Raw genomic sequence first — 22,581 nt, 5'->3', positions numbered from 1 at the left:
CTCAGGATCGCGGATTACAAATTGGAACATCCACTGTCCGTGACCGAGGAGGAACGACCATGCCGCCAAGCGACCCGCGTCTCAGGGCCGCCGCACGGCGGGCACGCAGGGCGCTGTCCGTCCTGAACCTGCCCGGCGGCCGTCCGGCCCGTGCCGTGCCCGCCCCCACCGGGCAACGGCTGGTCCCCGAGCCGGTGTTCGTGATCTCCTCGGTCAGGTCGGGTTCCACGCTGCTGCGGGTGCTGCTGAACAGCCATCCCCGTATCCGCGCACCGCACGAGATGCACCTGCGAACGCTGCACGTCGAGCAGACCAAGCCGTACACCGAGAAGGCGATGAGCCAACTCGGGCTCGACGAGAAGGAGTTGGAGCACCTCCTCTGGGACCGGGTGCTCCACCGCGAGCTGGAGCACAGCGGCAAGGACCTCATCGTCGACAAGACGCCCGGCAACGCCCTGGTCTGGGAGCGGCTGCACGAGGCCTGGCCGGACGCCAAGTTCCTCTTCCTGCTGCGCCATCCGGCGTCGATGGTCAGCTCGCTGATCAACGGCCGGCCCGACCGCGACCCGGCGCAGACGATCGCCGAGGTCAAGAGTTACGTGGACGCCGTCGAGGACGCCCGCACCCATCTGCCCGGCCTGACCGTCCGCTACGAGGACCTGACCGGGGACGCCGAAGCCAAGACCCGCGAGATATGTACGTTCCTGGGCGTCGAGTGGGACGCCCGGATGCTGAACTACGGCAAGCAGGACCACGGACCGTTCAAGGCGTACATCGGCGACTGGAGCGACAACATCAAATCCGGGTCGGTCCAGCAGGCCCGCGCCCTGCCGGCCGCCGAAGAGGTCCCCGACGACCTGCGGGACATCGCCCACACCTGGGGGTACGCATGCTGAGCCCCTCCCCGGGACGCGGCGCGACCGTCTGGCTGACCGGGCTGCCCAGCTCCGGCAAGACGACCATCGGCGAGGCCCTGGCGGCCCGGCTGCGCGCCACGCACCACCGCGTGGAGGTGCTGGACGGTGACGAGATCCGGCTCGCGTTCTCCGACAGCCTGGGCTTCAGCCGCACCGACCGGAACACCAATGTGCAGCGGATCGGCCTGGTCGCCGAGATCCTGGCCCGCAACGGCATCGTCGCCGTCGTCCCGGTCATCGCCCCGTACGCGGACAGCAGGGCGGCGGTGCGCGAGCGCCACGCCAAGAGCGGCACCCCGTACTTCGAGGTGCATGTCGCGACTCCCGTGGAGGTCTGCTCCGTACGGGACGTGAAGGGCCTGTACGCCAAGCAGGCGGCCGGAGAGCTGACCGGGCTGACCGGGGTCGACGACCCGTACGAGCTGCCCACCGCGCCCGATCTGCGGATCAACACCCAGCGACAGACCGTCGCCCAATCGGCTTACGCAGTGCACCAGTTGCTCGCGGAGCGGAGGATCGTATGAAAGCCGCAACCGCGCTGTCCCACCTGGACTCCCTGGAGTCGGAGGCGGTGCACATCTTCCGTGAGGTGGCGGGTGAGTTCGAGCGGCCGGTGATTCTCTTCTCCGGCGGCAAGGACTCGATCGTCATGCTGCACCTGGCGCTGAAGGCGTTCGCCCCGGCGGCCGTTCCTTTCTCACTCCTCCATGTGGACACCGGGCACAACTTCCCCGAGGTCCTGGAATACCGCGACCGTACGGTGGCCGAGCACGGCCTGCGCCTGCATGTCGCCTCCGTGCAGGACTACATCGACGCCGGGAAGCTCCGCGAGCGCCCCGACGGCACCCGCAACCCGCTCCAGACCCTCCCGCTCACGGAGAAGATCCAGGCCGAGCGCTTCGACGCCGTCTTCGGCGGCGGACGGCGCGACGAGGAGAAGGCCCGCGCCAAGGAGCGCGTCTTCAGCCTCCGCGACGAGTTCTCCGCCTGGGACCCGCGCCGCCAGCGCCCCGAACTCTGGCAGCTCTACAACGGCCGCCACGCACCCGGCGAACACGTCCGCGTCTTCCCGCTCTCCAACTGGACCGAGCTGGACGTCTGGCAGTACATCGAGCGCGAAGGCATCGAACTCCCCGAGATCTACTTCGCCCACAAGCGCGAGGTGTTCGCCCGCAGCGGCATGTGGCTGACAGCGGGCGAATGGGGCGGCCCCAAGGAGGGCGAACTCACCGAGACGCGTCTGGTCCGCTACCGGACCGTCGGTGACATGTCCTGCACGGGCGCCGTCGACTCCGACGCCACCACGCTGGAGGACGTGATCACCGAGATCGCCGCCTCCCGGCTGACCGAGCGGGGGGCCACGCGCGCCGACGACAAGGTGTCCGAGGCTGCGATGGAAGACCGCAAACGCGAGGGATACTTCTAAATGAGCACCACCCAACTGGCCGTCGACACACTCCGGTTCGCGACCGCGGGCTCCGTCGACGACGGCAAGTCGACCCTCGTGGGGCGCCTCCTCCACGACTCCAAGTCGATCCTCAGCGACCAGCTGGAGGCCGTCACCCAGGCCTCCCGCGGCGAGACGCCCGACCTGGCGCTGCTGACCGACGGGCTGCGCGCCGAGCGCGAGCAGGGCATCACCATCGACGTCGCGTACCGCTACTTCGCCACGCCCCGGCGCCGGTTCATCCTCGCCGACACCCCAGGCCACGTGCAGTACACGCGCAACATGGTCACCGGCGCCTCCACCGCAGACCTGGCGATCGTCCTGGTCGACGCGCGCCACGGAGTGGTCGAGCAGACGCTGCGCCATGCCGCGGTGACCGCGCTCCTGCGCGTCCCGCACGTCGTCCTCGCGGTCAACAAGATGGACCTCGTCGACTACGACCGGGCGGTCTTCGACCGCATCGTCGCCGACTTCGCCGTCCCCTCCGCGACCGCGATCCCGCTCTCCGCCCTGGCGGGCGACAACGTGGTCGAGCGCTCCACCCGTATGGACTGGTACGAGGGCCCCACCCTCCTGGACCACCTGGAGACGGTCCAGGTCGCCGCCGAACCGGCCTCCGCGCCGTCCCGGCTGCCCGTCCAGTACGTCATCCGTCACGGCGAACTCCGCCTGTACGCAGGGCAATTGACGTCAGGTACGCTCTCCGTCGGCGAGGCGGTCACCGTACTGCCCTCGGGCCGTATCACCACCGTCACCGCAATCGACCGCCTCGGCACCCCGGTGGAGCGGGCTGCCGCAGGCGAGTCGGTCGCAGTATCGCTGGCCGACGAACTCGACATCTCCCGGGGCGACTTGATCGCTCCGACCGGCCAGGCGCCCGCCCCCACCCAGGACGTGGTGGCGACGGTCTGCCACCTCCACGACCGCCCCCTGTCCACCGGCGACCGGGTGCTGATCAAGCACACGACCCGTACGGTCAAGGCGGTCGTGCGGGACGTGCCGGGCGGCGAGCTCGCCGCCAACGGGATCGGCCGCATCACGGTACGCACCGCGGAACCGCTCGCGCTCGACCCGTACGCCGCCTCGCGCCGCACCGGATCCTTCCTGCTCATCGACCCTGCCGACGGTGCCACGCTCACCGCCGGCATGGCGCTTTGATACGGCTGGAGGGGGCGGGGAAGACTTATCGCAAGGGCGGCGAGCCCGTCCTCGACAGGGTCGATCTGACCGTCGGGGAGGGCGAGTTCGTCTGTCTGCTCGGCGGATCGGGCAGCGGCAAGTCCACGCTGCTGCATCTGATCGCGGGCCTGGAGGAGCCGACCACGGGCACGGTGTCCGTGGAACCGGGCCCGCCACCGGCGCTGATGTTCCAGGACCACGCACTCTTCCCCTGGCTGACGGCGGCGGGGAACATCGAACTCCCGCTCAGACTCAGGGGATTGGACCCTTCGGGCCACCGCGCGGAGGCGCTCCGCCTCCTGGGCCTCGTCCAGCTCGCCGACCGCGCCGACACCCCGATCCACGAACTCTCCGGCGGCCAGCGCCAGCGCGTCGCGCTCGCCCGCGCCCTCGCGCAGAACAGCAGGCTCCTCCTGATGGACGAGCCGTTCGGCGCCCTGGACGCCATCACCCGCGACGACCTCCACGAGGTCTTCGCGGACGTCTGGCGCCACCAGAAGCTCACCGTCGTCTTCGTCACCCACGACGTACGCGAGGCGCTGCGCCTGGGCACCCGCATCGTCCTGCTCTCCACCCGCCCCGGCCGCATCGCCCACCAGTGGCGTGCCGGCGAGACGGACGAGAACGAAGTCACCGCCCGCCTACGAGAGGAGGTCCACGCCCGTGCTTAGCCTCGACTCCCTGATCCCCGCCCTGGGCCACAGCCTCTTCCGTACGCTGCTCGGCTTCACCGCGTCGGTCCTCCTCGGCGCCGCCATCGGCCTCCTGATCCGCCGCTACGCACCGGTGCGCAGAGGCCTCTCCCCCGTCCTGTCCGCGATCCAGTCCCTGCCGGCCGCCGGCCTCGTACCGCTCGCGGTCGTGGTCCTGAGCGAGTCCGAGCAGGCGGTGTACGCGGTCGTGCTGCTCGGCGCCGTACCGTCCGTGGCGATGGGCCTGGTCGGGGCGCTCGACCAGATCCCGCCGCTGCTGCTGCGGGCCGGCCGCACGATGGGCGCCACCGGCTGGAATTCCGTACGGTACGTCCTGCTGCCCGCGGCCCTGCCCGGCATCGTGCACGCACTGCGCCAGGGGTGGACCTTCGGCTGGCGGGCGCTGATGACCGCCGAGTTGATCACGGTGACTCCGCTGCCCGGGATCGGTGAGATGCTCAACACCGGAAAGCAGACGGACAACACCGGCCTCACGCTCGCCGCAGTGGGAGTCATCCTGGCCGTCGGCGTCGTCGTCGAATCGGCTATTTTTACTCCGGTGGAGCGCCGTGTGCTGCGCACCCGTGGCCTGCTCCCCCGTGAAAGGCGCCGATGACTTCCCCCGAGAACCTCAAGATCAGCGTGATCGTCCCGGTCTACAACCCGGGCCCGTTCATCGATGACCTGGTCTCCTCGCTGCTGCGCCAGACCATGGCCGCGGACGAGTTCGAAGCGATCTTCGTGAACGACGGCTCGACGGACGGGACCGGTGACCGCCTCGACGCGGTGGCCGCGGAACACGCGAACATCAAGGTCGTCCACATCCCCAACTCGGGCTGGCCCTCGCGCCCGCGCAACATCGGCATCGATCACGCCCGCGGCGAGTACGTGCAGTTCGCGGACAACGACGACTGGTTCGGCGACGAGGCGCTGCACCGGCTCTACGCGTACGCCAAGGAGAACGACGCCGATGTCGTCATCGGCAAGATGACGGGCGTCAACCGGGGCGTGCCGCGCGAGCTGTTCCGCAAGAACTACCCGGACGCGACCTACCTCAACTCCCCGCTGGTCGACAGCCTCACCCCGCACAAGATGTACCGCCGGGCCTTCCTCCTGGAGCACAACCTGCGCTTCCCCGAGGGCAAGCGCCGCCTGGAGGACCATGTCTTCGTGACGGCGGCGAACTTCGCGGCCAAGCGCATCTCGGTGCTCTCCGACTACACGTGCTACTACCACGTGGGCCGCCCGGACGCCGGCAACGCGGGCTTCCAGCGCTTCGACCCGGCGGGCTACTTCGGGAACCTCTGCGAGGCCCTGGACATCGTCGACGCCCATACGGAGCCGGGCGCACTCCGCGACAGGCTCCACCGCCGCTGGCTGCGGGTGGAGATCGTCGGCCGCCTCACCGGCAAGCGTTACCTGAACGCCCCCGACGACTGGAACAAGGAGTTCTTCCGCGAGGCCCGCAAGGTGGCCACCGAGCGCTTCGCCCCGGGTGTCGCGGCCGGTCTGCCCGCGATGCAGCGCGCGACGGCGACGCTGCTGGTGCAGGACCGCCCGGACGCCGTACGGGAACTGGCGCAGTGGGACGCCGGCCTCAAGGCGCAGGCCACGGCCGAGGCGGAGGGCTCCCCGCTGCGGATCACGGCGACGGGCGAGCTGATCACCGCCGACGGCCCGCTCGCCTTCGTCCACACCGAGGCGGGCGTGGACGCGATCCGCACACCGGTAGCCGACCTGGACCCGGCGATCCTGGACGTCACGAAGCGCATGAAGTCGGCGCGGATGGACATCGTGGCGCGCAGGCGCGGCTCGGCGGAGGAGTGCTTCCTGCCGGTGGAGACGACGACGGAGCGGATCGACCTGCCCGACGGAGGCTTCCGCCTGGTGCACAGCTCGGTGGCGGTGGTCACTCCGGACGCGCTCAACTCGGGCCGGAACGCGGGGACTTGGGACCTGAAGGTACGGATCCAGAGCTGCGGCTGGGCGCGGGACGCGAAGCTCCCGGTGACGCTGCACATCGCGACGAACGGTGCGCCCCCGTCGCTGACCGCGCCCCCGAAGACGGCGTCGGGTCCGCGCCCGAAGCGGTCACTGGCACGCAGGGTGGCGGGCAAGATCCGTCGCACGCTGCGCGGCTGACTCCGCTGCCGAGCACCCGGGCCGAGTACGCGGGCCCGGGCCCCGGTTGTGCCCACCCGTTCCGCCGTGCGGAACGCCTGCCCACAACCGGGGCCGCCGGGGATCAGGCGCGGCGCCGAGCCACCTCGTACAGCACGATCCCTGCAGCAACCCCCGCGTTGAGCGACTCCGCGCCACCCGGCATGGAGATCCGCACCCGGTAGTCGCATGTCTCGCCGACGAGACGGCCGAGGCCCTTGCCCTCGCTGCCGATCACGATGACGACCGGGCCGGCCAGCGCCTCCAGGTCCTCCACCGTGTGCTCACCGTCGGCGGCGAGCCCGACGACGGTGATGCCCTCCTTCTGGAAGCCCTCCAGCGCACGGGTCAGGTTCGTCACCCGCGACACCGGCGTCCGGGCCGCCGTACCCGCCGACGACTTCCACGCACCGGCGGTCATCCCGGCCGCACGCCGCTCGGGCACGACCACACCGTGCCCGCCAAAAGCAGAGACCGACCGCACGATCGCACCCAGGTTCCGCGGGTCGGTGACCCCGTCGAGTGCGACGATCAGCGGGTCCTCGCCGTTGTCGTACGCGGCCGCCGTGAGGTCCTGCGGGTGCGCGTACTCGTACGGCGGGACCTGCAGCACCAGACCCTGGTGGTTGAGCCCGTTCGTCATCCGGTCGAGCTCGGGACGCGGGGCCTCCATCAGGTTGATGTTGCCGCGCGCACCGGCGAGCTGGAGCGCCTCGCGCACCCGCTCGTCGTTGTCGATGTACTGCTGGACGTACAGCGTCGTGGCCGGTACGCCGTCGCGCAGGGCCTCGAACACCGGGTTGCGCCCGACGACCATCTCCGAGGTGCCCTTGGGCCCACCGCGCCGCGGCGCGGGACGCCGGTTGGCGGCCTGCTTGGCCATGGCATTGGCGATGCGGTTCTTCTTGTGCTTCTTACGGGCTTCGGCGGGCGGCGTCGGGCCCTTGCCCTCGAGGCCACGGCGTCGCTGGCCCCCGCTGCCGACCGTAGCGCCCTTCTTGTTGGACGTACGACGGTTCCTGCGCTGGCTGTTCCCGGCCATGACCTACCTGTTTCGTTGCTGCTCAATGAAGCGAAATGAAGTTCGTATATAAAAGTGTGCCGCGTCCGCGCCGTCAGCGCGGGCCGAGCGTCCACCGCGGCCCATTGGGACCGTCCTCGATGACCAGTCCGGACTGGGTCAGCTGGTCGCGGATCGCGTCCGCCGTCGCCCAGTCCTTCCGCGCCCGCGCCGCCTCGCGCTGCTCCAGCACGAGCCGTACGAGCGTGTCGACAGCCCCGTGCAGATCCTCGCCGCGGTCGCCGTCACCCACCCAGTGCTCGTCCAGCGGGTCGAGACCGAGGACCCCGAGCATCGCCCGGACCTCGGCCAGCCGCGCCACGGCCGCTTCCTTGTCGTCGGCGGCCAGTGCCGAGTTCCCCTGCCGGACCGTGGTGTGGACGATGGCGAGCGCCTGCGGCACCCCCATGTCGTCGTCCATCGCCTCGGCGAAGGCGGGCGGCACCTCGGCGGCGGGGGCGACGGCGCCCCCCGCCTTCTCGACGACGCGCTGGACGAAGCCCTCGATGCGCGCGAAGGCGGACTCGGCCTCGCGCAGGGCCTCCTCGCTGTACTCGATCATCGACCGGTAGTGCGGGGTGCCCAGGTAATAGCGCAGCACGATCGGCCGCCACTGCTTGACCATCTCGCTCACGAGGACCGAGTTGCCCAGCGACTTCGACATCTTCTCGCCGGCCATGGTGACCCAGGCGTTGTGCACCCAGTACGAGGCGAAGTCGTCGCCGAAGGCCTTGGCCTGGGCGATCTCGTTCTCGTGGTGCGGGAAGATCAGGTCGAGGCCGCCGCCGTGGATGTCGAAGGCGGAGCCCAGGTACTTGTGGGCCATCGCCGAGCACTCCAGGTGCCAGCCGGGACGCCCGCGCCCCCACGGGGTCTCCCAGTCGGGCTCGCCGGGCTTGGTGGCCTTCCACATGGCGAAGTCGCGGGGGTCGCGCTTGCCGGTGATGCCGTCCTCGGTGGGCTGGCGCAGATCGTCGATGTCCTGGTTGGAGAGCTGCAGGTACTCCGGGTAGGAGCGCACGTCGAAGTAGACGCTGCCGTCCGCCTCGTACGCGTGCCCGCGCTCGATGAGCCCGCGCATCATCTCGATCATCTCGGGGACGTGGCCGGTGGCGCGGGGCTCGTACGTGGGCGGGAGGCAGCCCAGGACGTCGTAGCCGGAGTTGAAGGCGCGCTCGTTCTCGTACCCGATCGACCACCAGGGGCGGCTCTGCTCGGCCGCCTTCTTGATGATCTTGTCGTCGATGTCGGTGACGTTCCGCACGAACGTGACGTCGAAGCCGCGGTACTCGAACCAGCGGCGCATGATGTCGAAGTTCAGCCCGGACCTGATGTGCCCGATGTGCGGTGCGGCCTGCACGGTGGCACCGCAGAGGTAGATCGAGACACAGCCCGCGGAGAGCGGGTTGAAGTCACGGATCTGCCGGGCGCTGGTGTCGTACAGACGAATAGTCACCCCTACAGGGTAGTGGCCCCATACCAGTGCCCCGCGACCGTTCTGGCCACGGGGCACGGAAGTGTGACAGAAGGCAGGTCTCAGATCCTGCCTACGACCTTGCGCGGGGTGATCCGGACGACGACGCGCTCGGCGTCGTCGGCGGAGGACGGGTTGAATTCGGCGTACTTCTTGCCGACGTACTTCACCGCCAGCTCGTCGATCAGATCCTGGCCGCCCTCGGTGGTGAGCGTGGCGCTGCCGCGGATCTCGGCGTAGCTGTACGGGGCGTCGAAGGGCTGCAGCAGCACGGTGACGCGCGGGTCGCGGCGGAGGTTCTTCTCCTTCTGGCGGCCCACGGTCGTCGAGATGAGCACGTCGTCGCCGTCGCGCTTGACCCAGACCGGCGAGACCTGGGGCGATCCGTCGGGCTGGATCGTGGCGACGCTCACGAAGACGGGGCCGTCGAGGAGCGTCTTGAGCTGGTCGCTGAGTTCGGCAGACACGGGGATGCCCTCCAAGGGGATGGGGTACGGAACGGGTGCCCCATCCCTACCCCTCTAGACCCGTACGACCAAGGCTGTCGCGATCGCGGCGAGCCCTTCCTCGCGCCCGGTGAATCCGAGCCCGTCGGTGGTTGCCCCGGAGAGCGAAACCGGTGCTCCCACAGCGGCGGAGAGCACCTTCTGCGCCTCGTCGCGCCGCTTGCCGATCTTGGGCCGTACGCCGACGACCTGGACGGCGACGTTCCCGATCTCGAACCCGGCCTCGCGCACGATCCGCGCGGCCTCGGTGAGCAGCGTGATCCCCGAAGCGCCCGACCACTCGGGCCGCCCGGTGCCGAAGTGCGCACCGAGGTCGCCGAGGCCTGCGGCGGAGAAGAGCGCGTTGCAGGCGGCGTGCGCGGCGACGTCCGCGTCGGAGTGCCCGGCGAGCCCGTCGCCCTCGCCCTCCCACAGGAGACCGGCGACCCAGAGCTCGCGGCCCTCCTCGAAGGCGTGGATGTCGGTCCCGATACCCACGAGGGGCAGGTTGCTAGTAGCCATCGTTGGCCCTCCTGCGGGCGAGTACGGCCTCGGCGAGGACCAGATCCAGCGGCCGGGTCACCTTGAAGGCTTCCTCGTGCCCGGGTACGACGACGACCTGCACGCCCAGCTGCTCGACCATGCTCGCGTCGTCGGTGACGTCCTGCGTGACCGTGGCGTGCGCCTTGGCGAGCAGGGCTCGGTCGAAGCCCTGCGGGGTCTGCACGGCGCGCAGCAGCGCGCGCTGCGGGGTCGCGACGACCGGCTCGGGGGAACCGTCGGCGGTCGGCTCGACCTGCTTGACGGTGTCGGCGAGCGGGAGCGCGGGGACGACGGCCGGGGCCCCGTCCCGTACGGCCTCGATGACCGCGTCGACGGTGTCGACGGGGACCAGGGGGCGGGCCGCGTCGTGCACGAGGACGGTGGTGATGTCGGCGGGCAGGGCTTCGAGTCCCAGCCGTACGGACTCTTGGCGGGTGTCGCCGCCGGGGACGACGAGGAAGTCGGTCCGCTCGGGCAGCGCGTGCTCGGCGAGGAGGTTCTTCACCTCGGCGGCGCCGTCCGGCGGGGCCACGACGACCACCAGCGAGACGGCCCGGGAGTTCGCCATGGCGCGGACCGCGTGGATGAGCATGGGGGTGCCGTTGAGGGTCCGCAGCGCCTTCGGGGCGCCGGGGCCGAGCCGTACGCCCTTGCCGGCCGCGGGGATGACCGCGGCGGTGCGGCGGGGGGTCTCACGGACCTCAGAGGTCTCTTCTGACATCGATTGCGCGTTCAGGGTTTGTGTCCTCAGCCAGGGTGGGTATGGCCACAGCGAGCCACGCTGGACGCTCTGACCGGCCCCTTCCGTGACAACCGGTCAAGTGGGTCGAGCCGTGGCGCGGGAGTTTGAGAAAACAACATGCCGCAGCGCCCGGCAACACAGCAGAATGTGTGTCAACGGGCGCCACGGCAGTGCTGTGTCTAACAGTGCTGTGTCAGGACGCGAGGACCTCGTCGAGCAGAGCCTCGGCCTTGTCTTCGTTGGTGTTCTCCGCGAGAGCGAGCTCACTCACCAGGATCTGGCGGGCCTTGGCGAGCATGCGCTTCTCACCTGCGGAGAGACCGCGCTCACGCTCACGACGCCACAGGTCGCGCACTACTTCGGCGACCTTGATGACATCGCCGGAGGCGAGCTTCTCGAGATTTGCCTTGTAGCGACGGGACCAGTTCGTGGGCTCTTCGGCATACGGTGCGCGAAGCACCTCGAAGACCCGGTCCAGCCCGTCCTGACCGACTACGTCGCGTACGCCGACGAACTCCGCATTGTCCGCTGGAACACGAACAGTCAAGTCGCCCTGAGCGACCTTGAGCACCAAGTAGGTCTTGTCCACGCCTTTGATCTGGCGAGTTTCGATAGCCTCGATCAGCGCGGCCCCGTGATGGGGATAGACCACGGTGTCGCCAACCTTGAACGTCATGTGACAGGTACCCCTTCCGTGGCTATCCAGGGTAACACGGAAACCGCCTCTTCTGAATGGCGTTTTCGCAGGTCAGGGCATATCTCGGGGCTTGACAACTGCAACAGGAACGTGCTGCGGACGGCTTCCGGAAGCGGGTATTCGCAGGTCGGAGCGGCTGCGCGGGCGGAGAGAAACGCGCACGTTACACGTACCGGAACACCCCTCCAAGGGGTCGAACGTCCCGGTTTGCCTGGTTCCAATCGGTGAACTTGCCGTACTTCGTTCGGATCCCGATCACCCGTACGGATCGAATCGAGGAAATTGATCACCACCATCACCACCATTTCCGGTGGCGAATGGAAATTGATCACCGCGCTTATGTGAACGCCGTACGAAACCGCGTGATCAGGGGCTACGGGGAAGCGCTGCCGGTGAACGGGGTTGTCCCCAGGGGCGGGTCGGGTGCGGGGGCTGTGTAGGGGCTCGGTAACCTGAGGCCGCTGACACACCCTTAGGGCGGCTTTACGCCGCTCGCTCCACCCTCCTGTCCGTACGTCCTAGGAGTTGCCGCCGCCGTGAGCCGCAGCCTTCGACGCGGCGCCCTCGCCGCTTCCGCCATCGTGGTCTCGATCGCCTCCCTGTCCGCCTGCGGTTCCGGAAACGACGCCCAGACGCTCCAGGTGAAGCCGGACAACGCCGCCACCTCGGTCGGCGACCTCAAGGTCCAGAACGTCAACGTGATCACGCAGCCGCACGCTGCTGCCGGCCCGGCGGTCATCGCCGCCACGATCTTCAACAACGGCACCAAGCCGCAGACCCTCGACTCGATCGCGGTCAAGGGCTACGCCGGCCAGGTCAAGCTGCACGCGGCCAAGGGCAACGGCCCGATCACCCTGCCCCCGATGGGCAAGGTCGTCATCGGCGGCAAGGGCAACGCCTCCGTGGTCCTCGCGGACGGCAGCGCCGCCGCGACCGACGGCAACGCGCAGCTGGTCACCTTCTCCTTCAGCGAGACGGGCGAGGTCCCGCTGCGGGCCTTCGTCGTCCCGGCGACGAGCTACTTCGAGGGCTTCGGCCCGAGCAGCCTCCCGGTCGCCCCGAAGCCGTCGGAGACTCCCTCGGGCACGGCGTCGAGCAGCACGACGCCGAGCGGTACGCCGTCGGGCGACACCACGCCGTCGGGCACCGCGTCGGCGACGACGGGTCAGTAAGCCGTACGCACAGGGAGAGGGCCCCCGCCGGAAGCTCCGGCGGGGGCCCTCTCCTCATGTCTCTTCGCGGTTTACGGCTCGAACTTGTAGCCGAGCCCCCGGACCGTCACCAGGTACCGGGGCGCGCCCGGGTCCGGCTCGATCTTGGCGCGGAGGCGCTTGACGTGGACGTCGAGGGTCTTGGTGTCGCCGACGTAGTCCGCGCCCCAGACCCGGTCGATCAGCTGCATACGGGTCAGCACGCGGCCCGCGTTGCGCAGCAGCATCTCCAGGAGGTCGAACTCCTTGAGCGGGAGGTCGACCTTGCCGCCGGAGACGGTGACCACGTGGCGGTCGACGTCCATGCGGACCGGGCCGGCCTCCAGGGCCGCCGGGGTGACCTCCTCCGGCTCTCCGCGGCGGCGCAGGACCGCGCGGATGCGGGCCACCAGCTCCCGCGAGGAGAAGGGCTTGGTCACGTAGTCGTCGGCTCCTATTTCCAGCCCGACGACCTTGTCGATCTCGCTGTCCTTGGCGGTGACCATGATCACCGGGACGTTGGAGCGGCCGCGCAGCTGGCGGCAGACTTCCGTGCCGGGCAGCCCCGGCAGCATCAGGTCGAGCAGGACGAGGTCGGCGCCGTTGCGCTCGAACTCATCCAGGCCCTCGGGGCCCGTGGCCGCGATGGCGACCTCGAAACCCTCCTTGCGGAGCATGTAGGACAGGGCGTCGCTGAAGGATTCCTCATCCTCGACGACGAGCACTCGGGTCACTGGTGGACCTCCGGGGCAGAAAGGGGTTCGGAAAGGAAGGTCTCGTACGGCTGGCTGTCGTCGTCATCGGCGTCGACTCCGGCGACCGGTGTGCCCGCGCGCGTCACAGACTTGCGTTCCCTCACGGAGCCGGATTCCGGCAGCCGGAGGGTGAAGGTGGAGCCCTGTCCCTCGGAGCTCCAGACGGTGACCTCCCCGCCGTGCGAGGCGGCCACGTGTTTGACGATGGCGAGACCGAGGCCAGTGCCTCCCGTGGCACGGGAGCGGGCCGGGTCCACGCGGTAGAAGCGCTCGAAGACGCGCTCGCGGTCCTTCTCGGAGATGCCGAGGCCCTGGTCGGTCACGGCTATCTCGATGAGGTCCCCGCCGGGGGCGGCGACGCGGCGGCCCGCGATGCCGACCCGGGTGCGGGCCGGGGAGTAGTTGACGGCGTTCTCGACGAGGTTGCCGAGGGCGGCGGCGAGCTGGCCGCGGTTGCCCCAGACGTACAGGTCGGCGGTGCCCCCTGCGGCCATGGTGATCTGTTTCGTACCGGCCTGGTGGCGGCAGCGGTCGATGGCCTCGGCGACGAGGGTGTCGACCTTGACCGGTTCGGCGTCCTCCAGGGGGTCGTCGTTCTGGACCCGGGAGAGGTCGATGAGCTCTTGGACCAGATTGGTGAGGCGGGTCGCCTCTATCTGCATCCGGCCGGCGAAGCGCTCGACCGCCTCGGGGTCCTCGGAGGCGTCCATGACGGCCTCGGAGAGGAGGGAGAGCGCGCCGGTGGGGGTCTTCAGTTCATGGCTGACGTTGGCGACGAAGTCGCGCCGTACCGCTTCGATACGGCGGGCCTCGGTGAGGTCCTCCACGAGGAGGAGCACGAGCCGGGAGCCGAGCGGGGCGACCCGCGCGGAGACCGCGAGGGCCTCGCCGCGGCCGGTGCCGCGGCGCGGGAGGTCCAGTTCGACCTGGCGTATCTCTCCGTCGCGGCGGGTGTCGCGGGCCATGTGGAGCATGGGCTCCACGGCCAGCTTCCCGCCCCTGACCAGGCCGAGTGCGTACGCCGCCGAGCTGGCCTTGACCACGGAGTCGCTCTCGTCGAGCACGACCGCGGAGGAGCGGAGCACGGAGAGGACCGTGTCCACGCCGGGGGGCAGTACGGCGTCTGTGTGCAGGGAGGTCCGGGTGGGGCGGGCCTGGTCGCGCTCGCTCCAGCGGAACGCCAGCATGGCGATCACGCCGGTGCACAACCCGGCGATCGCACTCGCTGCGGCGACCGCCGCGTTCACGTCCATGCCTCAAGGTTATGCGCCGCCGCCGACACTTCCCCAGCCAAACGGGTGGCTGCTCGAACGTTCGTCGCCCAGAGTTCACCGAGGGGATGGGGTTGGTTCACTTGGGGGGGCCGAAACGGACGCGTGGACGGGCGAAGGTGGGAGCGTAGGGGCCAGAGCCCCCGTCATGGCCAGCAGAGCCCCTAGTAGGGACCGTAAGAGAGGGACTGTCGATGCGGGACGCGTACCACGAGGAACTTGACTCGATCGGCGAGGGCCTGGTCGAGATGGCCCGGCTCGTCGGATCGGCGATCGGGCGGGCCACCACCGCCATGCTGGACGCCGATCTGAAGCTCGCCGAGAGCGTGATCGCCGCGGACCAGAAGGTGGACGATCTCCAGCACGACCTGGAGGCCCGGGCGATAGCCCTGCTGGCCCGCCAGCAGCCGGTCGCCACGGACCTGCGGATCGTGGTCACGTCGCTGCGGATGAGCGCGGACCTGGAGCGCTCCGGTGACCTGGCCCAGCACGTCGCGAAGCTGACGCGGCTGCGCTACCCGCAGACGGCGGTGCCGCGCGATCTGCACGCCACGATCCTGGAGATGGGTCAGCTGGCGCAGCGCCTGATGGCGAAGGCGGCCGAGGTCATCATCACGAAGGACGTCGATCTGGCGCTGCAGCTGGAGACGGACGACGACGAGATGGACCTGCTGCACAGGACGCTCTTCCAGCACCTGATGGACGACCGCTGGAAGCACGGCATCGAGACGGCGGTGGACGTGACGCTGCTCGGCCGTTACTACGAGCGCTTCGCGGACCATGCGGTGTCGGTGGCGAAGAGGGTCGTCTTCCTGGTCACGGGCGAGCACGCGGACGAGGTGCAGGGCGCGCAGGCGCAGGCCGAGGGCGCGTAACCCCGTGCGCCGTTGATGCGCCTGCCCGGGTGGGTATGGGATGGGTGCAGGCGGTACTCCTCCGTATGTACCGCCCAGGAGGAGGAACCCATGGCCGATTCCCCCACGACTACGGACGACCGGCAGGACTCTGCTGACGTCGTCTTCCTGCCCGTACTCGGCGCCTGCGGCTGCGGCTCCGGTTGCGGCTGCGGCTGTCAGTCCGGCGCCCCCTGCCAGTGCGGCGGGTGCCACGGCTGACCACAGGCTGTGGAAGGGGCCCCGTCCGGCGCTGGACGGGGCCCTTTCGCGTACGTCCCCCCGGAAAATCCCGTCCCCGACTGTCACTTGCGTCGCATACGCTGCGAGCCAGCGGGGGCGCTTTCACAACTTCATCACCCTGGGGGGTACGAAACATCGTGCGCAGACGCACACTCACGACCGCGACGGCGCTCGCGGTTCTCTTCAGCTCGGCGACGCTGAGCGTCGTCACGGCCGGCTCGGCCTCGGCCGACACCTCGAAGGTCCTTTCACTGAAGTCCGCGGCGGACGTCGTGGTGGACGGAGTCCACCAGCGGGTCTACATCTCGGACCCGACTGCCGGAAAGATCGTCGTCACCGACTACGCGGGCACGACGGTCGCCACGCTCAGCGGTCTGACGGGCGTGGACGGCCTGGCGCTCTCCGACGACTCCGGCCAGCTCTACGCGGCCGTTGCCGGCACGGACCGCATCGTGTCCGTGGAGACGTCCACCTACACGCAGACCGCGAGTTACGACCTGGGCGGCGCGGACAGTCCGCACGATCTCGCGTCGGCGGGCGGCAAGTTGTGGTTCTCCTACGGCGTTGCCCCCGGCGGAGCGATCGGTTCGCTGGACCTCTCGGGCGCGGAGCCCGTCGTGGCGCCGGCCCAGACCGGAAACGCCTCGTTCTACACGGCGCCCGTGCTGGCGTCCGACCCCGATTCGGGTGTGCTCGTCGCGGGAGAGGAGAGCACCACCTCCGGCATCCTCGCGGTGTACGACGTCTCGGGCGGGACGGCGGCTCTGGGCGCGTACAAGTCCGTCGACGCGAGCTTCTTCGACCAGCTCGCGGTCTCGCCGGACGGGACGCAGGTCGTGACGGCCAGCGGCTACCCGTACGCCCACCCCGCGTTCTCCACCACCGACCTCTCCGAGGTCGGCCGCTACCCGTCGGGCGACTACGGCTCCGGTGTTGCGATCGCCCCTGACGGCACCGTCGCGGCGGGCACCTCGTCCTGGTACGGCCCGGACATCCATGTCTACCGGCAGGGCAGCACCACGCCCCTCCGCGAGTACGACTTCCCCAACACCGGTGGCACCACCGGCGGCGACACCCTGGCCGACGGAGCCCTCGCCTGGGCCCCTGACGGCAGCCGGATCTTCGCGGTGTCGGTGAACAGCAACAACGTGTACTCGCTTCGCGTGCTCACTGACCCGGTGCGATCGCTCCCGACGATCACCGTCAGCGCGCCCAGCAGCACGACGCGAGGCAAGGCGCTGACCGTCACCGGCGAGATCGCCGCGACCGTGGCGCTGCCCGCCGGTACCCCGCTGACGGTGACGCGCACCGACCTCGACTACCCCAAGGGCAAGTCGCTGCCCACCATCACCACCAAGGCGGGCGGCGCGTTCTCCTTCACCGACACCCCGTCGGCCGGCGGCACCGTGACGTACAAGGTCTCGTACGCGGGCGACGCCACGCACAGCGCGGCGAACGGCTCCGACAAGGTCGCGGTGTCGCGGACCACGCCGTCCCTGTCGATGACCAACAACAAGAAGGTCTTCACGTACGGAAAGCCGGTCGCCTTCACGGCCACCCTCGGGGCGACGTACAAGAACCGCACCGTGAAGATCTACGCGGACCGCGCCGGCGACGGCAAGGGCCGCTACCTGATCAAGTCCGGCAACGTGAACAGCAAGGGCCAGATCGCCGGCACGCTGAACATGTACCGGGACTCGTCGGTCTACGCCGTGTACGACGGCGACGCGCGGACCGCGTCGAGGACCGTGACGGTGTGGGCGGGTGGCCAGGCCAAGGTCGTCACGTCGATCTCGCGGCAGTACAAGAACGCCAAGATCGGCTCGACGACGTACGCCTACGTGCACAAGACGTCGCAGCCGTACTTCAACACCACGATGAACCCCTACCCGGGCCGCAAGCAGCGGATGGACGTCCAGATCTATTACAAGGGCGCCTGGCGCAGCGGCGACTCGGAGTACTTCAAGCTCAGCTCGTCCGGCCAGTCGGTCGTCAACCTGGGCAAGCCGGGTTCGGGTTCGGTGGGCTACAAGTTCCGCTTCCGGTCGGCGTATATCAAGGGCGCCGGCTACTCGGGCGACGGCGTGAACTCGACGGCCTACGGGTCGTGGAAGTACATGTACGTCACCAACTGACGCTCCTGAATCAGGCGACGGCCCCGTCCGCACCTTTCGTGCGGCCGGGGCTGCCTGCCGCACGGACCTGGGGGGTTCTTGTGCGAACGACATCGACGACCGCCGCGACGGCAGCCCTGGCGTGCCTGCTGGTGGGCGCCGCCGCGACGGGCTGCACAGACGGCAGCAGCGCGGAAAAGCGCTCCGCCGACCGGATGCTCGACGACGCGAATGGCGCGATGCGCACGCTGAAGTCGGTGACCATCGACGCGACCGGCAACGGGACTTCGAGCCGTCTGACGACCGACCTCAAGGGCAGGTGTGCGTTCAGGACGACCGCGGCCAAAGGCGCGGTCCTCGAGCAGATCCGGATCGGCAAGACGGACTACGTCCGCCCCAACCGCGCCTACCTCGAGGCGTGGCGCCATCAACCGGCCGGCGCGACCGAGCAGAAGCGCTGGATCAAGACCCCGTCCAGCAACTCGGAGCCGGGAGACGGCCTGGCCGAGTGCACACAGCCGTTCGCCTCGTACGGCAAGGCGACCAAGGGCGAACCGACCAAGGTGAACGGCACCCCGGCGATTTCGCTGCTGGTGACCGACGAGGCGGCCAAGGACGGCACCTTCACCTTTTACATCGCCACCGAAGGCAAGCCGTACATCCTCAAGGTGGCCTACAAGGGCCCCGATTTCGTCACGACCACCACGTACAGCGCCTTCGACAAGCCACTGAACGTACGGCCCCCGGCCAAGGCCGACGTGCTGGACATGAGCGGCACCGGCTGAGAAGCGGACCAGCCCCCTGCTCGCGGGAAAACCGCAGGCAGGGGGCTGGTCTCGGCTTCTTCGGTTACTTCTTCTTGCCCTGGTTCTTGACCGCCTCGATGGCCGCCGCTGCCGCGTCCGGGTCGAGGTAGGTGCCGCCCGGCTTCAGGGGCTTGAAGTCGGCGTCCAGTTCGTACGCCAGCGGGATGCCCGTCGGGATGTTCAGGCCCGCGATGTCCGCGTCGGAGACGCCGTCCAGGTGCTTGACCAGGGCGCGGAGGCTGTTGCCGTGGGCGGCGATCAGGACCGTGCGGCCCGTCAGGAGGTCGGGGACGATGCCGTCGTACCAGTACGGGAGCATGCGGTCCACGACGTCCTTGAGGCACTCCGTGCGGGGGCGCAGCTCCGGGGGGATCGTGGCGTAGCGCGGGTCCTCGGACTGGGAGAACTCCGTGCCGTCCTCGAGGGCGGGCGGCGGGGTGTCGTAGCTGCGGCGCCAGAGCATGAACTGCTCCTCGCCGAACTCCGCGAGGGTCTGCGCCTTGTCCTTGCCCTGGAGGGCGCCGTAGTGGCGCTCGTTCAGGCGCCAGCTGCGGTGGACCGGGATCCAGTGGCGGTCGGCCGATTCGAGGGCGAGGTTCGCCGTGCGGATCGCGCGCTTCTGGAGCGAGGTGTGCAGTACGTCGGGGAGCAGGCCGGCGTCCTTGAGCAGCTCACCGCCGCGGACCGCCTCCTTCTCGCCCTTCTCGGTGAGGTTGACGTCCACCCAGCCGGTGAACAGGTTCTTCGCGTTCCATTCGCTCTCGCCGTGGCGGAGGAGGATCAGCTTGTACGGTGCGTCGGCCATGCGTACGAGCCTAATCCACGGTACGGGGGCTCCGCGCGCGCAGCCGAGGGGCGGACGGTCGGCGGGCTGTCGGCGGACAGTTGACGGTTGCCGTCAATTGAGTGGCGGTTCGGGATGAGCTCTATGTAAGTTGCGGATCAGTTCAGCAACACTTACATCCCTGGGGGGAACCCGCATGTCCGTCACCGGTCTCAGACGTGCCGCTCGCGAGAGCGTGAGCGGGCTGCCCAGGGAGTTCTGGTGGCTGTGGACCAGCACGCTGGTCAATCGGCTCGGGGCTTTTGTTGCCACCTTCATGGCCTTGTACCTGACGTTGGACCGGGGGTACTCCGCCACCTACGCCGGGCTTGTCGCCTCGTTGCACGGGCTGGGGGGTGTTGCTTCGTCGCTCGGCGCCGGGGTCATGGCCGACCGGCTCGGGCGGCGGCCCACCATGCTCATCGCGCAGGTCTCCACCGCGCTGTCCGTTGCTCTGCTCGGGTTCATGAAGGACCCGGCCGCCATCGCCGGCGTCGCCTTCCTCGTCGGTATGGCCAGCAATGCCTCGCGGCCCGCCGTGCAGGCGATGATGGCCGACATCGTGAAGCCCGAGGACCGTATGCGGGCCTTCTCGCTCAACTACTGGGCCATCAACCTCGGCTTCGCCGTCTCCTCCATGGGGGCCGGGCTCATCGCCCAGTACAGCTATCTCGCCGGATTCATGGGTGAGGCCGCGATGACTCTGGTCTGTGCCGTCGTGGTCTTCGTGAAGATTCCCGAGTCCCGGCCCGAGCGGTCCGGCAAGGAAGTCGTCGGCGAGTCCGCCATGGGTATGGGGACCGTGCTGCGCGACGGGCGGTTCATGAGCGTCGTCGGGCTGTCGTTTCTCGTTTCGCTCATCTTTCAGCAGGGGTCCGTCGGGCTGCCCGTCGCGATGGGGGCCGCCGGGTTCAGCAGTGCTGACTATGGGATGGCCGTCGCCGTCAACGGCGTGCTGATCGTTGCGCTGCAGATTCCGGTCACGCGGTTCATCGAACACCGCGATCCCCGGCGGCTGTTGATCATCTCGTCGGTCCTCGCCGGGTACGGGTTCGGGCTCACCGCCTTCGCCGGGTCGGTGGGGGTCTATGCGCTGACCATTTGTGTGTGGACTCTCGCCGAGATCGTCAATGCCCCTACCCAGACCGGGCTCGTCGTCAAGCTCTCCCCCACCCATGGGCGCGGGCGCTACCAGGGCATGTACACCATGTCCTGGGCCGTCGCCGCCCTCATCGCCCCGCTGATGTCGGGGTTCGTCATCGACCGGTTCGGGGCCGAGTGGCTCTGGGGGATGTGCGCGGCCATCGGGACCGTGGCCGGGCTCGGGTACTGGCTGCTGATGCGCACGCTGGCGGACGACAGCAGCCACGAGGCTCCTGCCGCCGCCCCGGTGGAGCGGCCGCAGGAGATCGTCGTGGCCTCGTGAACCGTCAGTGGCAGAGGGCGCGTTGGGCCTCGTAGAGGTTGCGCGGGACCGCCGCCTCGGGGGTTCCGTACAGCTCCAGGCGGCTGTTGAGGGCGCCCTTGAAGTCCGGCTTGTCGATCTGTCCGAAGGGGCTGACCGTCGAGATCGCGACCGTCGCGCTGCACGGTGCGATGTCGTCGATCTTGATGCAGCCCGCCCGGCCGTTTGTGACCGTGACGTTCCAGTGCGTGAAGCGGGCCCCGTAGAGCGGGCCCGCGTCCGCGCTGCCGCCGTGGGCGCCGTCGTTGAAGACCGTGATCTCCGTGCGTACGTTGCCGAAGGGCAGGCCGCGGTGGGAGTCGAAGGTGCCGGCGTCCATGTGGCCCCTGGACCAGACGTTGCCGCAGGAGAGGCCCTCGACGTTGATGCCGTGGTGGCCCGATCCTGGAGTGGGCGGCTCGGTGAAGGCGTCGAGCGTGAAGTCCTCGAAGACGTTGTCGTGGGACTGCTCTCGGCAGGCGTAGCTGTGGTGGGAGCCGCGGCCCGAATTGCGGGTGCGGGACATCGTGCAGTTCTTGGCGGATACGTAGAGGAAGCCGTTGTCCGCGTTGACCGCGTGGATGTCGTCCGCCCAGCAGTCCCAGGCGCACTGGATCGCGAGGGCGTTGTAGCCCTTGTCCTGGAGGTGCGCGGGGCGGATCGTCTTGATCAGCTCGATCGTGATGCCCTCCACGCCTGAATTCGCGATCAGGTGCGGGACGTTGGAGATGCGGGGATTCCAGGCCGCGCGGACCGGGAGCGGGAGCGGCTGCGCGAGGGTGATGCGGTTGTGGCGGACCTTCGCTATGCGCACCGGCCAGTTGAAGGGCGCGTAGGAGAGCAGTTTGGTTTTGTCCGACCAGACGTAGTCGGCCGTGCCGGGGACGTCTCCGCTCATCGCCGCGAGGAGTGTGTGGTCGGCGTCGTCGTCCAGTTGGAGCATGACGCGGTCGCCGGGGTGGAGGTGACGGGCGTCGGCGACGTCGAGGGTGAAGTCGCCGCGGGCCGCCGGGGCCGTGACCTCGGTGAGCGTCTTCGCCTCGTCGGCGTCGTTGCCCGTCCAGCCCTCGAAGGGCCAGTCGTGTGCCTTGATCGCGGTCGTGAGGGCCTCGTAGCGCTCCTTCGGGCAGATCCAGACCATGCCGCCCGACCAACTCCACGCGGAATTGGGGCTGTTGCCGTAGCGGCTGCGGTTGATGCCGATCGCCTCCTCCAGGGAGTGCGTGGCGTAGAAGGTGGTGTGCGAGCTGCCCGCGCCGCGCAGGACGACGTTGTCGTAGCCGATGCGGATGACGTCGTCGATGCGGTACGTGCCGGGCGGGACCTGCACCGCGCCGCCGCCCTTGGCCCCGACGTACTCGATGGCCGCGTTGATCGCGGGCGCCGCGTCCGCCGAGCCGTCGGGGAGCGCGCCGAAGTCGGTCACGTCGGCGCGGACCGCGTGGTGGGGGCGGGTTCGGGAGCCGAAGGAGTAGCCCGCAGTGCCGACGAAGGGGATCTGCGGGTGATTGTAGGGGTTGCGCCTGAACTCCGGCCACAGAGCCGTGGGTTCGGCAGCTTGGGCGGGAATCGCGGCCGTCGCCGCTGCTGCGACCGCCGCCGACGTGGCGAGGAGAGATCTGCGGGTGAGCGTCATCTGGCGGCTC

The 22,581-nt window shown here is 69.4% G+C and carries 23 protein-coding genes; 13 read left to right on the top strand and 10 right to left on the bottom strand.

Going from position 1 to position 22,581, the window contains the following annotated elements; translation table 11 throughout:
* Positions 1–59 precede the first annotated feature (59 nt).
* Genes OG707_RS21515 through OG707_RS21485 form a run of 7 tightly spaced genes read left to right on the top strand, consistent with a single transcriptional unit; the run spans position 60 to position 6,377 of the window.
* Entirely contained in the window at positions 60–896 is an 837-nt protein-coding gene (locus OG707_RS21515) for a sulfotransferase family protein (RefSeq protein WP_329120700.1), read from the top strand.
* The gene (gene cysC / locus OG707_RS21510) at positions 890–1,441 is read left to right on the top strand and encodes an adenylyl-sulfate kinase (protein WP_329120698.1); all 552 of its coding nucleotides are present in this window, start codon (positions 890–892) and stop codon (positions 1,439–1,441) included. The genes OG707_RS21515 and cysC overlap by 7 nt, the downstream gene beginning before the upstream one ends.
* Positions 1,438–2,343, top strand: coding sequence for a sulfate adenylyltransferase subunit CysD (gene cysD, locus OG707_RS21505; protein WP_329120696.1), 906 nt, complete (start codon positions 1,438–1,440; stop codon positions 2,341–2,343). The genes cysC and cysD overlap by 4 nt, the downstream gene beginning before the upstream one ends.
* Positions 2,344–3,522 (top strand): sulfate adenylyltransferase subunit 1, encoded by a 1,179-nt coding sequence (locus tag OG707_RS21500; RefSeq protein ID WP_329120694.1) that lies wholly within the window; start codon positions 2,344–2,346, stop codon positions 3,520–3,522.
* The gene (locus OG707_RS21495) at positions 3,519–4,214 is read left to right on the top strand and encodes an ABC transporter ATP-binding protein (RefSeq protein ID WP_329120692.1); all 696 of its coding nucleotides are present in this window, start codon (positions 3,519–3,521) and stop codon (positions 4,212–4,214) included. Before OG707_RS21500 ends, OG707_RS21495 begins: the two co-directional genes overlap by 4 nt.
* Complete coding sequence (locus tag OG707_RS21490; RefSeq protein WP_329120690.1) at positions 4,207–4,851, top strand: ABC transporter permease; 645 nt, start codon at positions 4,207–4,209, stop codon at positions 4,849–4,851. Before OG707_RS21495 ends, OG707_RS21490 begins: the two co-directional genes overlap by 8 nt.
* Positions 4,848–6,377: a glycosyltransferase family 2 protein gene (locus tag OG707_RS21485; protein WP_329120689.1), complete on the top strand. Its 1,530-nt coding sequence runs from the start codon at positions 4,848–4,850 to the stop codon at positions 6,375–6,377. The genes OG707_RS21490 and OG707_RS21485 overlap by 4 nt, the downstream gene beginning before the upstream one ends.
* 103 nt (positions 6,378–6,480) lie before the next feature.
* Here OG707_RS21485 and rlmB read toward each other — a convergent pair whose 3' ends face one another.
* From rlmB to OG707_RS21455, 6 genes are all read right to left on the bottom strand, one after another.
* Positions 6,481–7,437 carry a 23S rRNA (guanosine(2251)-2'-O)-methyltransferase RlmB gene (gene rlmB, locus OG707_RS21480; protein WP_329120687.1) on the bottom strand — a complete coding sequence of 319 codons (957 nt, stop codon included), beginning with the start codon at positions 7,435–7,437 and terminating at the stop codon, positions 6,481–6,483.
* A 73-nt stretch (positions 7,438–7,510) separates the two neighbouring features.
* Positions 7,511–8,911, bottom strand: coding sequence for a cysteine--tRNA ligase (gene cysS / locus OG707_RS21475; protein ID WP_329120685.1), 1,401 nt, complete (start codon positions 8,909–8,911; stop codon positions 7,511–7,513).
* A gap of 80 nt (positions 8,912–8,991) precedes the next feature.
* A complete protein-coding gene (locus tag OG707_RS21470; protein ID WP_329120683.1) occupies positions 8,992–9,396 on the bottom strand; it encodes a PPOX class F420-dependent oxidoreductase in 405 nt (134 codons plus the stop codon).
* Positions 9,397–9,450: 54 nt separating this feature from the next.
* Positions 9,451–9,936 carry a 2-C-methyl-D-erythritol 2,4-cyclodiphosphate synthase gene (gene ispF, locus OG707_RS21465; RefSeq protein ID WP_329120681.1) on the bottom strand — a complete coding sequence of 162 codons (486 nt, stop codon included), beginning with the start codon at positions 9,934–9,936 and terminating at the stop codon, positions 9,451–9,453.
* Entirely contained in the window at positions 9,926–10,678 is a 753-nt protein-coding gene (gene ispD / locus OG707_RS21460; protein ID WP_329120680.1) for a 2-C-methyl-D-erythritol 4-phosphate cytidylyltransferase, read from the bottom strand. Before ispD ends, ispF begins: the two co-directional genes overlap by 11 nt.
* A 214-nt stretch (positions 10,679–10,892) precedes the next feature.
* Positions 10,893–11,375, bottom strand: a complete 483-nt coding sequence (locus OG707_RS21455) for a CarD family transcriptional regulator (protein WP_003953493.1) — start codon at positions 11,373–11,375, stop codon at positions 10,893–10,895.
* A gap of 557 nt (positions 11,376–11,932) precedes the next feature.
* Here OG707_RS21455 and OG707_RS21450 point away from each other — a divergent pair.
* Positions 11,933–12,568: a DUF461 domain-containing protein gene (locus OG707_RS21450; RefSeq protein ID WP_329120679.1), complete on the top strand. Its 636-nt coding sequence runs from the start codon at positions 11,933–11,935 to the stop codon at positions 12,566–12,568.
* Positions 12,569–12,639: 71 nt separating this feature from the next.
* Here OG707_RS21450 and OG707_RS21445 read toward each other — a convergent pair whose 3' ends face one another.
* Together OG707_RS21445 and OG707_RS21440 are read right to left on the bottom strand one after the other, a co-directional pair.
* Positions 12,640–13,320, bottom strand: a complete 681-nt coding sequence (locus tag OG707_RS21445) for a response regulator transcription factor (protein ID WP_232268924.1) — start codon at positions 13,318–13,320, stop codon at positions 12,640–12,642.
* On the bottom strand, positions 13,317–14,594 hold the full coding sequence (locus OG707_RS21440; RefSeq protein WP_329120674.1) for a sensor histidine kinase: 1,278 nt from the start codon (positions 14,592–14,594) through the stop codon (positions 13,317–13,319). The genes OG707_RS21445 and OG707_RS21440 overlap by 4 nt, the downstream gene beginning before the upstream one ends.
* A 212-nt stretch (positions 14,595–14,806) precedes the next feature.
* Between OG707_RS21440 and phoU the strand changes: the two genes are divergently transcribed.
* The 4 genes from phoU to OG707_RS21420 all read left to right on the top strand — a co-directional run bounded on the left by phoU (position 14,807) and on the right by OG707_RS21420 (position 18,647).
* Entirely contained in the window at positions 14,807–15,487 is a 681-nt protein-coding gene (gene phoU, locus OG707_RS21435; RefSeq protein WP_329120672.1) for a phosphate signaling complex protein PhoU, read from the top strand.
* A gap of 90 nt (positions 15,488–15,577) precedes the next feature.
* Positions 15,578–15,727 carry a hypothetical protein gene (locus OG707_RS21430; protein WP_329120670.1) on the top strand — a complete coding sequence of 50 codons (150 nt, stop codon included), beginning with the start codon at positions 15,578–15,580 and terminating at the stop codon, positions 15,725–15,727.
* Positions 15,728–15,885: 158 nt separating this feature from the next.
* Positions 15,886–17,883, top strand: coding sequence for an Ig-like domain repeat protein (locus OG707_RS21425; protein WP_329120668.1), 1,998 nt, complete (start codon positions 15,886–15,888; stop codon positions 17,881–17,883).
* A gap of 80 nt (positions 17,884–17,963) precedes the next feature.
* Entirely contained in the window at positions 17,964–18,647 is a 684-nt protein-coding gene (locus tag OG707_RS21420) for a hypothetical protein (protein WP_329120666.1), read from the top strand.
* 64 nt (positions 18,648–18,711) lie between these two features.
* Here the strand turns inward: OG707_RS21420 and OG707_RS21415 are convergent, their stop codons facing one another.
* Positions 18,712–19,473 (bottom strand): phosphoglyceromutase, encoded by a 762-nt coding sequence (locus OG707_RS21415; protein ID WP_329120664.1) that lies wholly within the window; start codon positions 19,471–19,473, stop codon positions 18,712–18,714.
* 175 nt (positions 19,474–19,648) lie between these two features.
* On the opposite strand from OG707_RS21415, the gene OG707_RS21410 reads away from it, so the two are divergent.
* Positions 19,649–20,917 (top strand): MDR family MFS transporter, encoded by a 1,269-nt coding sequence (locus OG707_RS21410; RefSeq protein ID WP_329120662.1) that lies wholly within the window; start codon positions 19,649–19,651, stop codon positions 20,915–20,917.
* Between the two features lie 4 nt (positions 20,918–20,921).
* Here the strand turns inward: OG707_RS21410 and OG707_RS21405 are convergent, their stop codons facing one another.
* Positions 20,922–22,571 (bottom strand): glycosyl hydrolase family 28-related protein, encoded by a 1,650-nt coding sequence (locus OG707_RS21405; RefSeq protein ID WP_329120660.1) that lies wholly within the window; start codon positions 22,569–22,571, stop codon positions 20,922–20,924.
* Positions 22,572–22,581 lie beyond the last annotated feature (10 nt).

The sequence above is a fragment of the Streptomyces sp. NBC_01465 genome (assembly GCF_036227325.1).
In the GTDB taxonomy this organism is placed as follows: domain Bacteria; phylum Actinomycetota; class Actinomycetes; order Streptomycetales; family Streptomycetaceae; genus Streptomyces.
This window is presented reverse-complemented; position numbering and strand designations above follow the sequence as displayed.

Excerpts from the sequence above, each read along its gene's own strand:
- OG707_RS21440 (WP_329120674.1), bottom strand. The coding sequence starts at position 14,594 with ATGGACGTGAACGCGGCGGTCGCCGCAGCGAGTGCGATCGCCGGGTTG.
- OG707_RS21405 (WP_329120660.1), bottom strand. The coding sequence starts at position 22,571 with ATGACGCTCACCCGCAGATCTCTCCTCGCCACGTCGGCGGCGGTCGCA.
- ispF (WP_329120681.1), bottom strand. The coding sequence starts at position 9,936 with ATGGCTACTAGCAACCTGCCCCTCGTGGGTATCGGGACCGACATCCAC.
- rlmB (WP_329120687.1), bottom strand. The coding sequence starts at position 7,437 with ATGGCCGGGAACAGCCAGCGCAGGAACCGTCGTACGTCCAACAAGAAG.
- cysC (WP_329120698.1), top strand. The coding sequence starts at position 890 with ATGCTGAGCCCCTCCCCGGGACGCGGCGCGACCGTCTGGCTGACCGGG.
- OG707_RS21485 (WP_329120689.1), top strand. The coding sequence starts at position 4,848 with ATGACTTCCCCCGAGAACCTCAAGATCAGCGTGATCGTCCCGGTCTAC.
- OG707_RS21515 (WP_329120700.1), top strand. The coding sequence starts at position 60 with ATGCCGCCAAGCGACCCGCGTCTCAGGGCCGCCGCACGGCGGGCACGC.
- OG707_RS21455 (WP_003953493.1), bottom strand. The coding sequence starts at position 11,375 with ATGACGTTCAAGGTTGGCGACACCGTGGTCTATCCCCATCACGGGGCC.
- OG707_RS21415 (WP_329120664.1), bottom strand. The coding sequence starts at position 19,473 with ATGGCCGACGCACCGTACAAGCTGATCCTCCTCCGCCACGGCGAGAGC.
- ispD (WP_329120680.1), bottom strand. The coding sequence starts at position 10,678 with ATGTCAGAAGAGACCTCTGAGGTCCGTGAGACCCCCCGCCGCACCGCC.
- OG707_RS21500 (WP_329120694.1), top strand. The coding sequence starts at position 2,344 with ATGAGCACCACCCAACTGGCCGTCGACACACTCCGGTTCGCGACCGCG.
- cysD (WP_329120696.1), top strand. The coding sequence starts at position 1,438 with ATGAAAGCCGCAACCGCGCTGTCCCACCTGGACTCCCTGGAGTCGGAG.
- OG707_RS21410 (WP_329120662.1), top strand. The coding sequence starts at position 19,649 with ATGTCCGTCACCGGTCTCAGACGTGCCGCTCGCGAGAGCGTGAGCGGG.
- phoU (WP_329120672.1), top strand. The coding sequence starts at position 14,807 with ATGCGGGACGCGTACCACGAGGAACTTGACTCGATCGGCGAGGGCCTG.
- OG707_RS21430 (WP_329120670.1), top strand. The coding sequence starts at position 15,578 with ATGGCCGATTCCCCCACGACTACGGACGACCGGCAGGACTCTGCTGAC.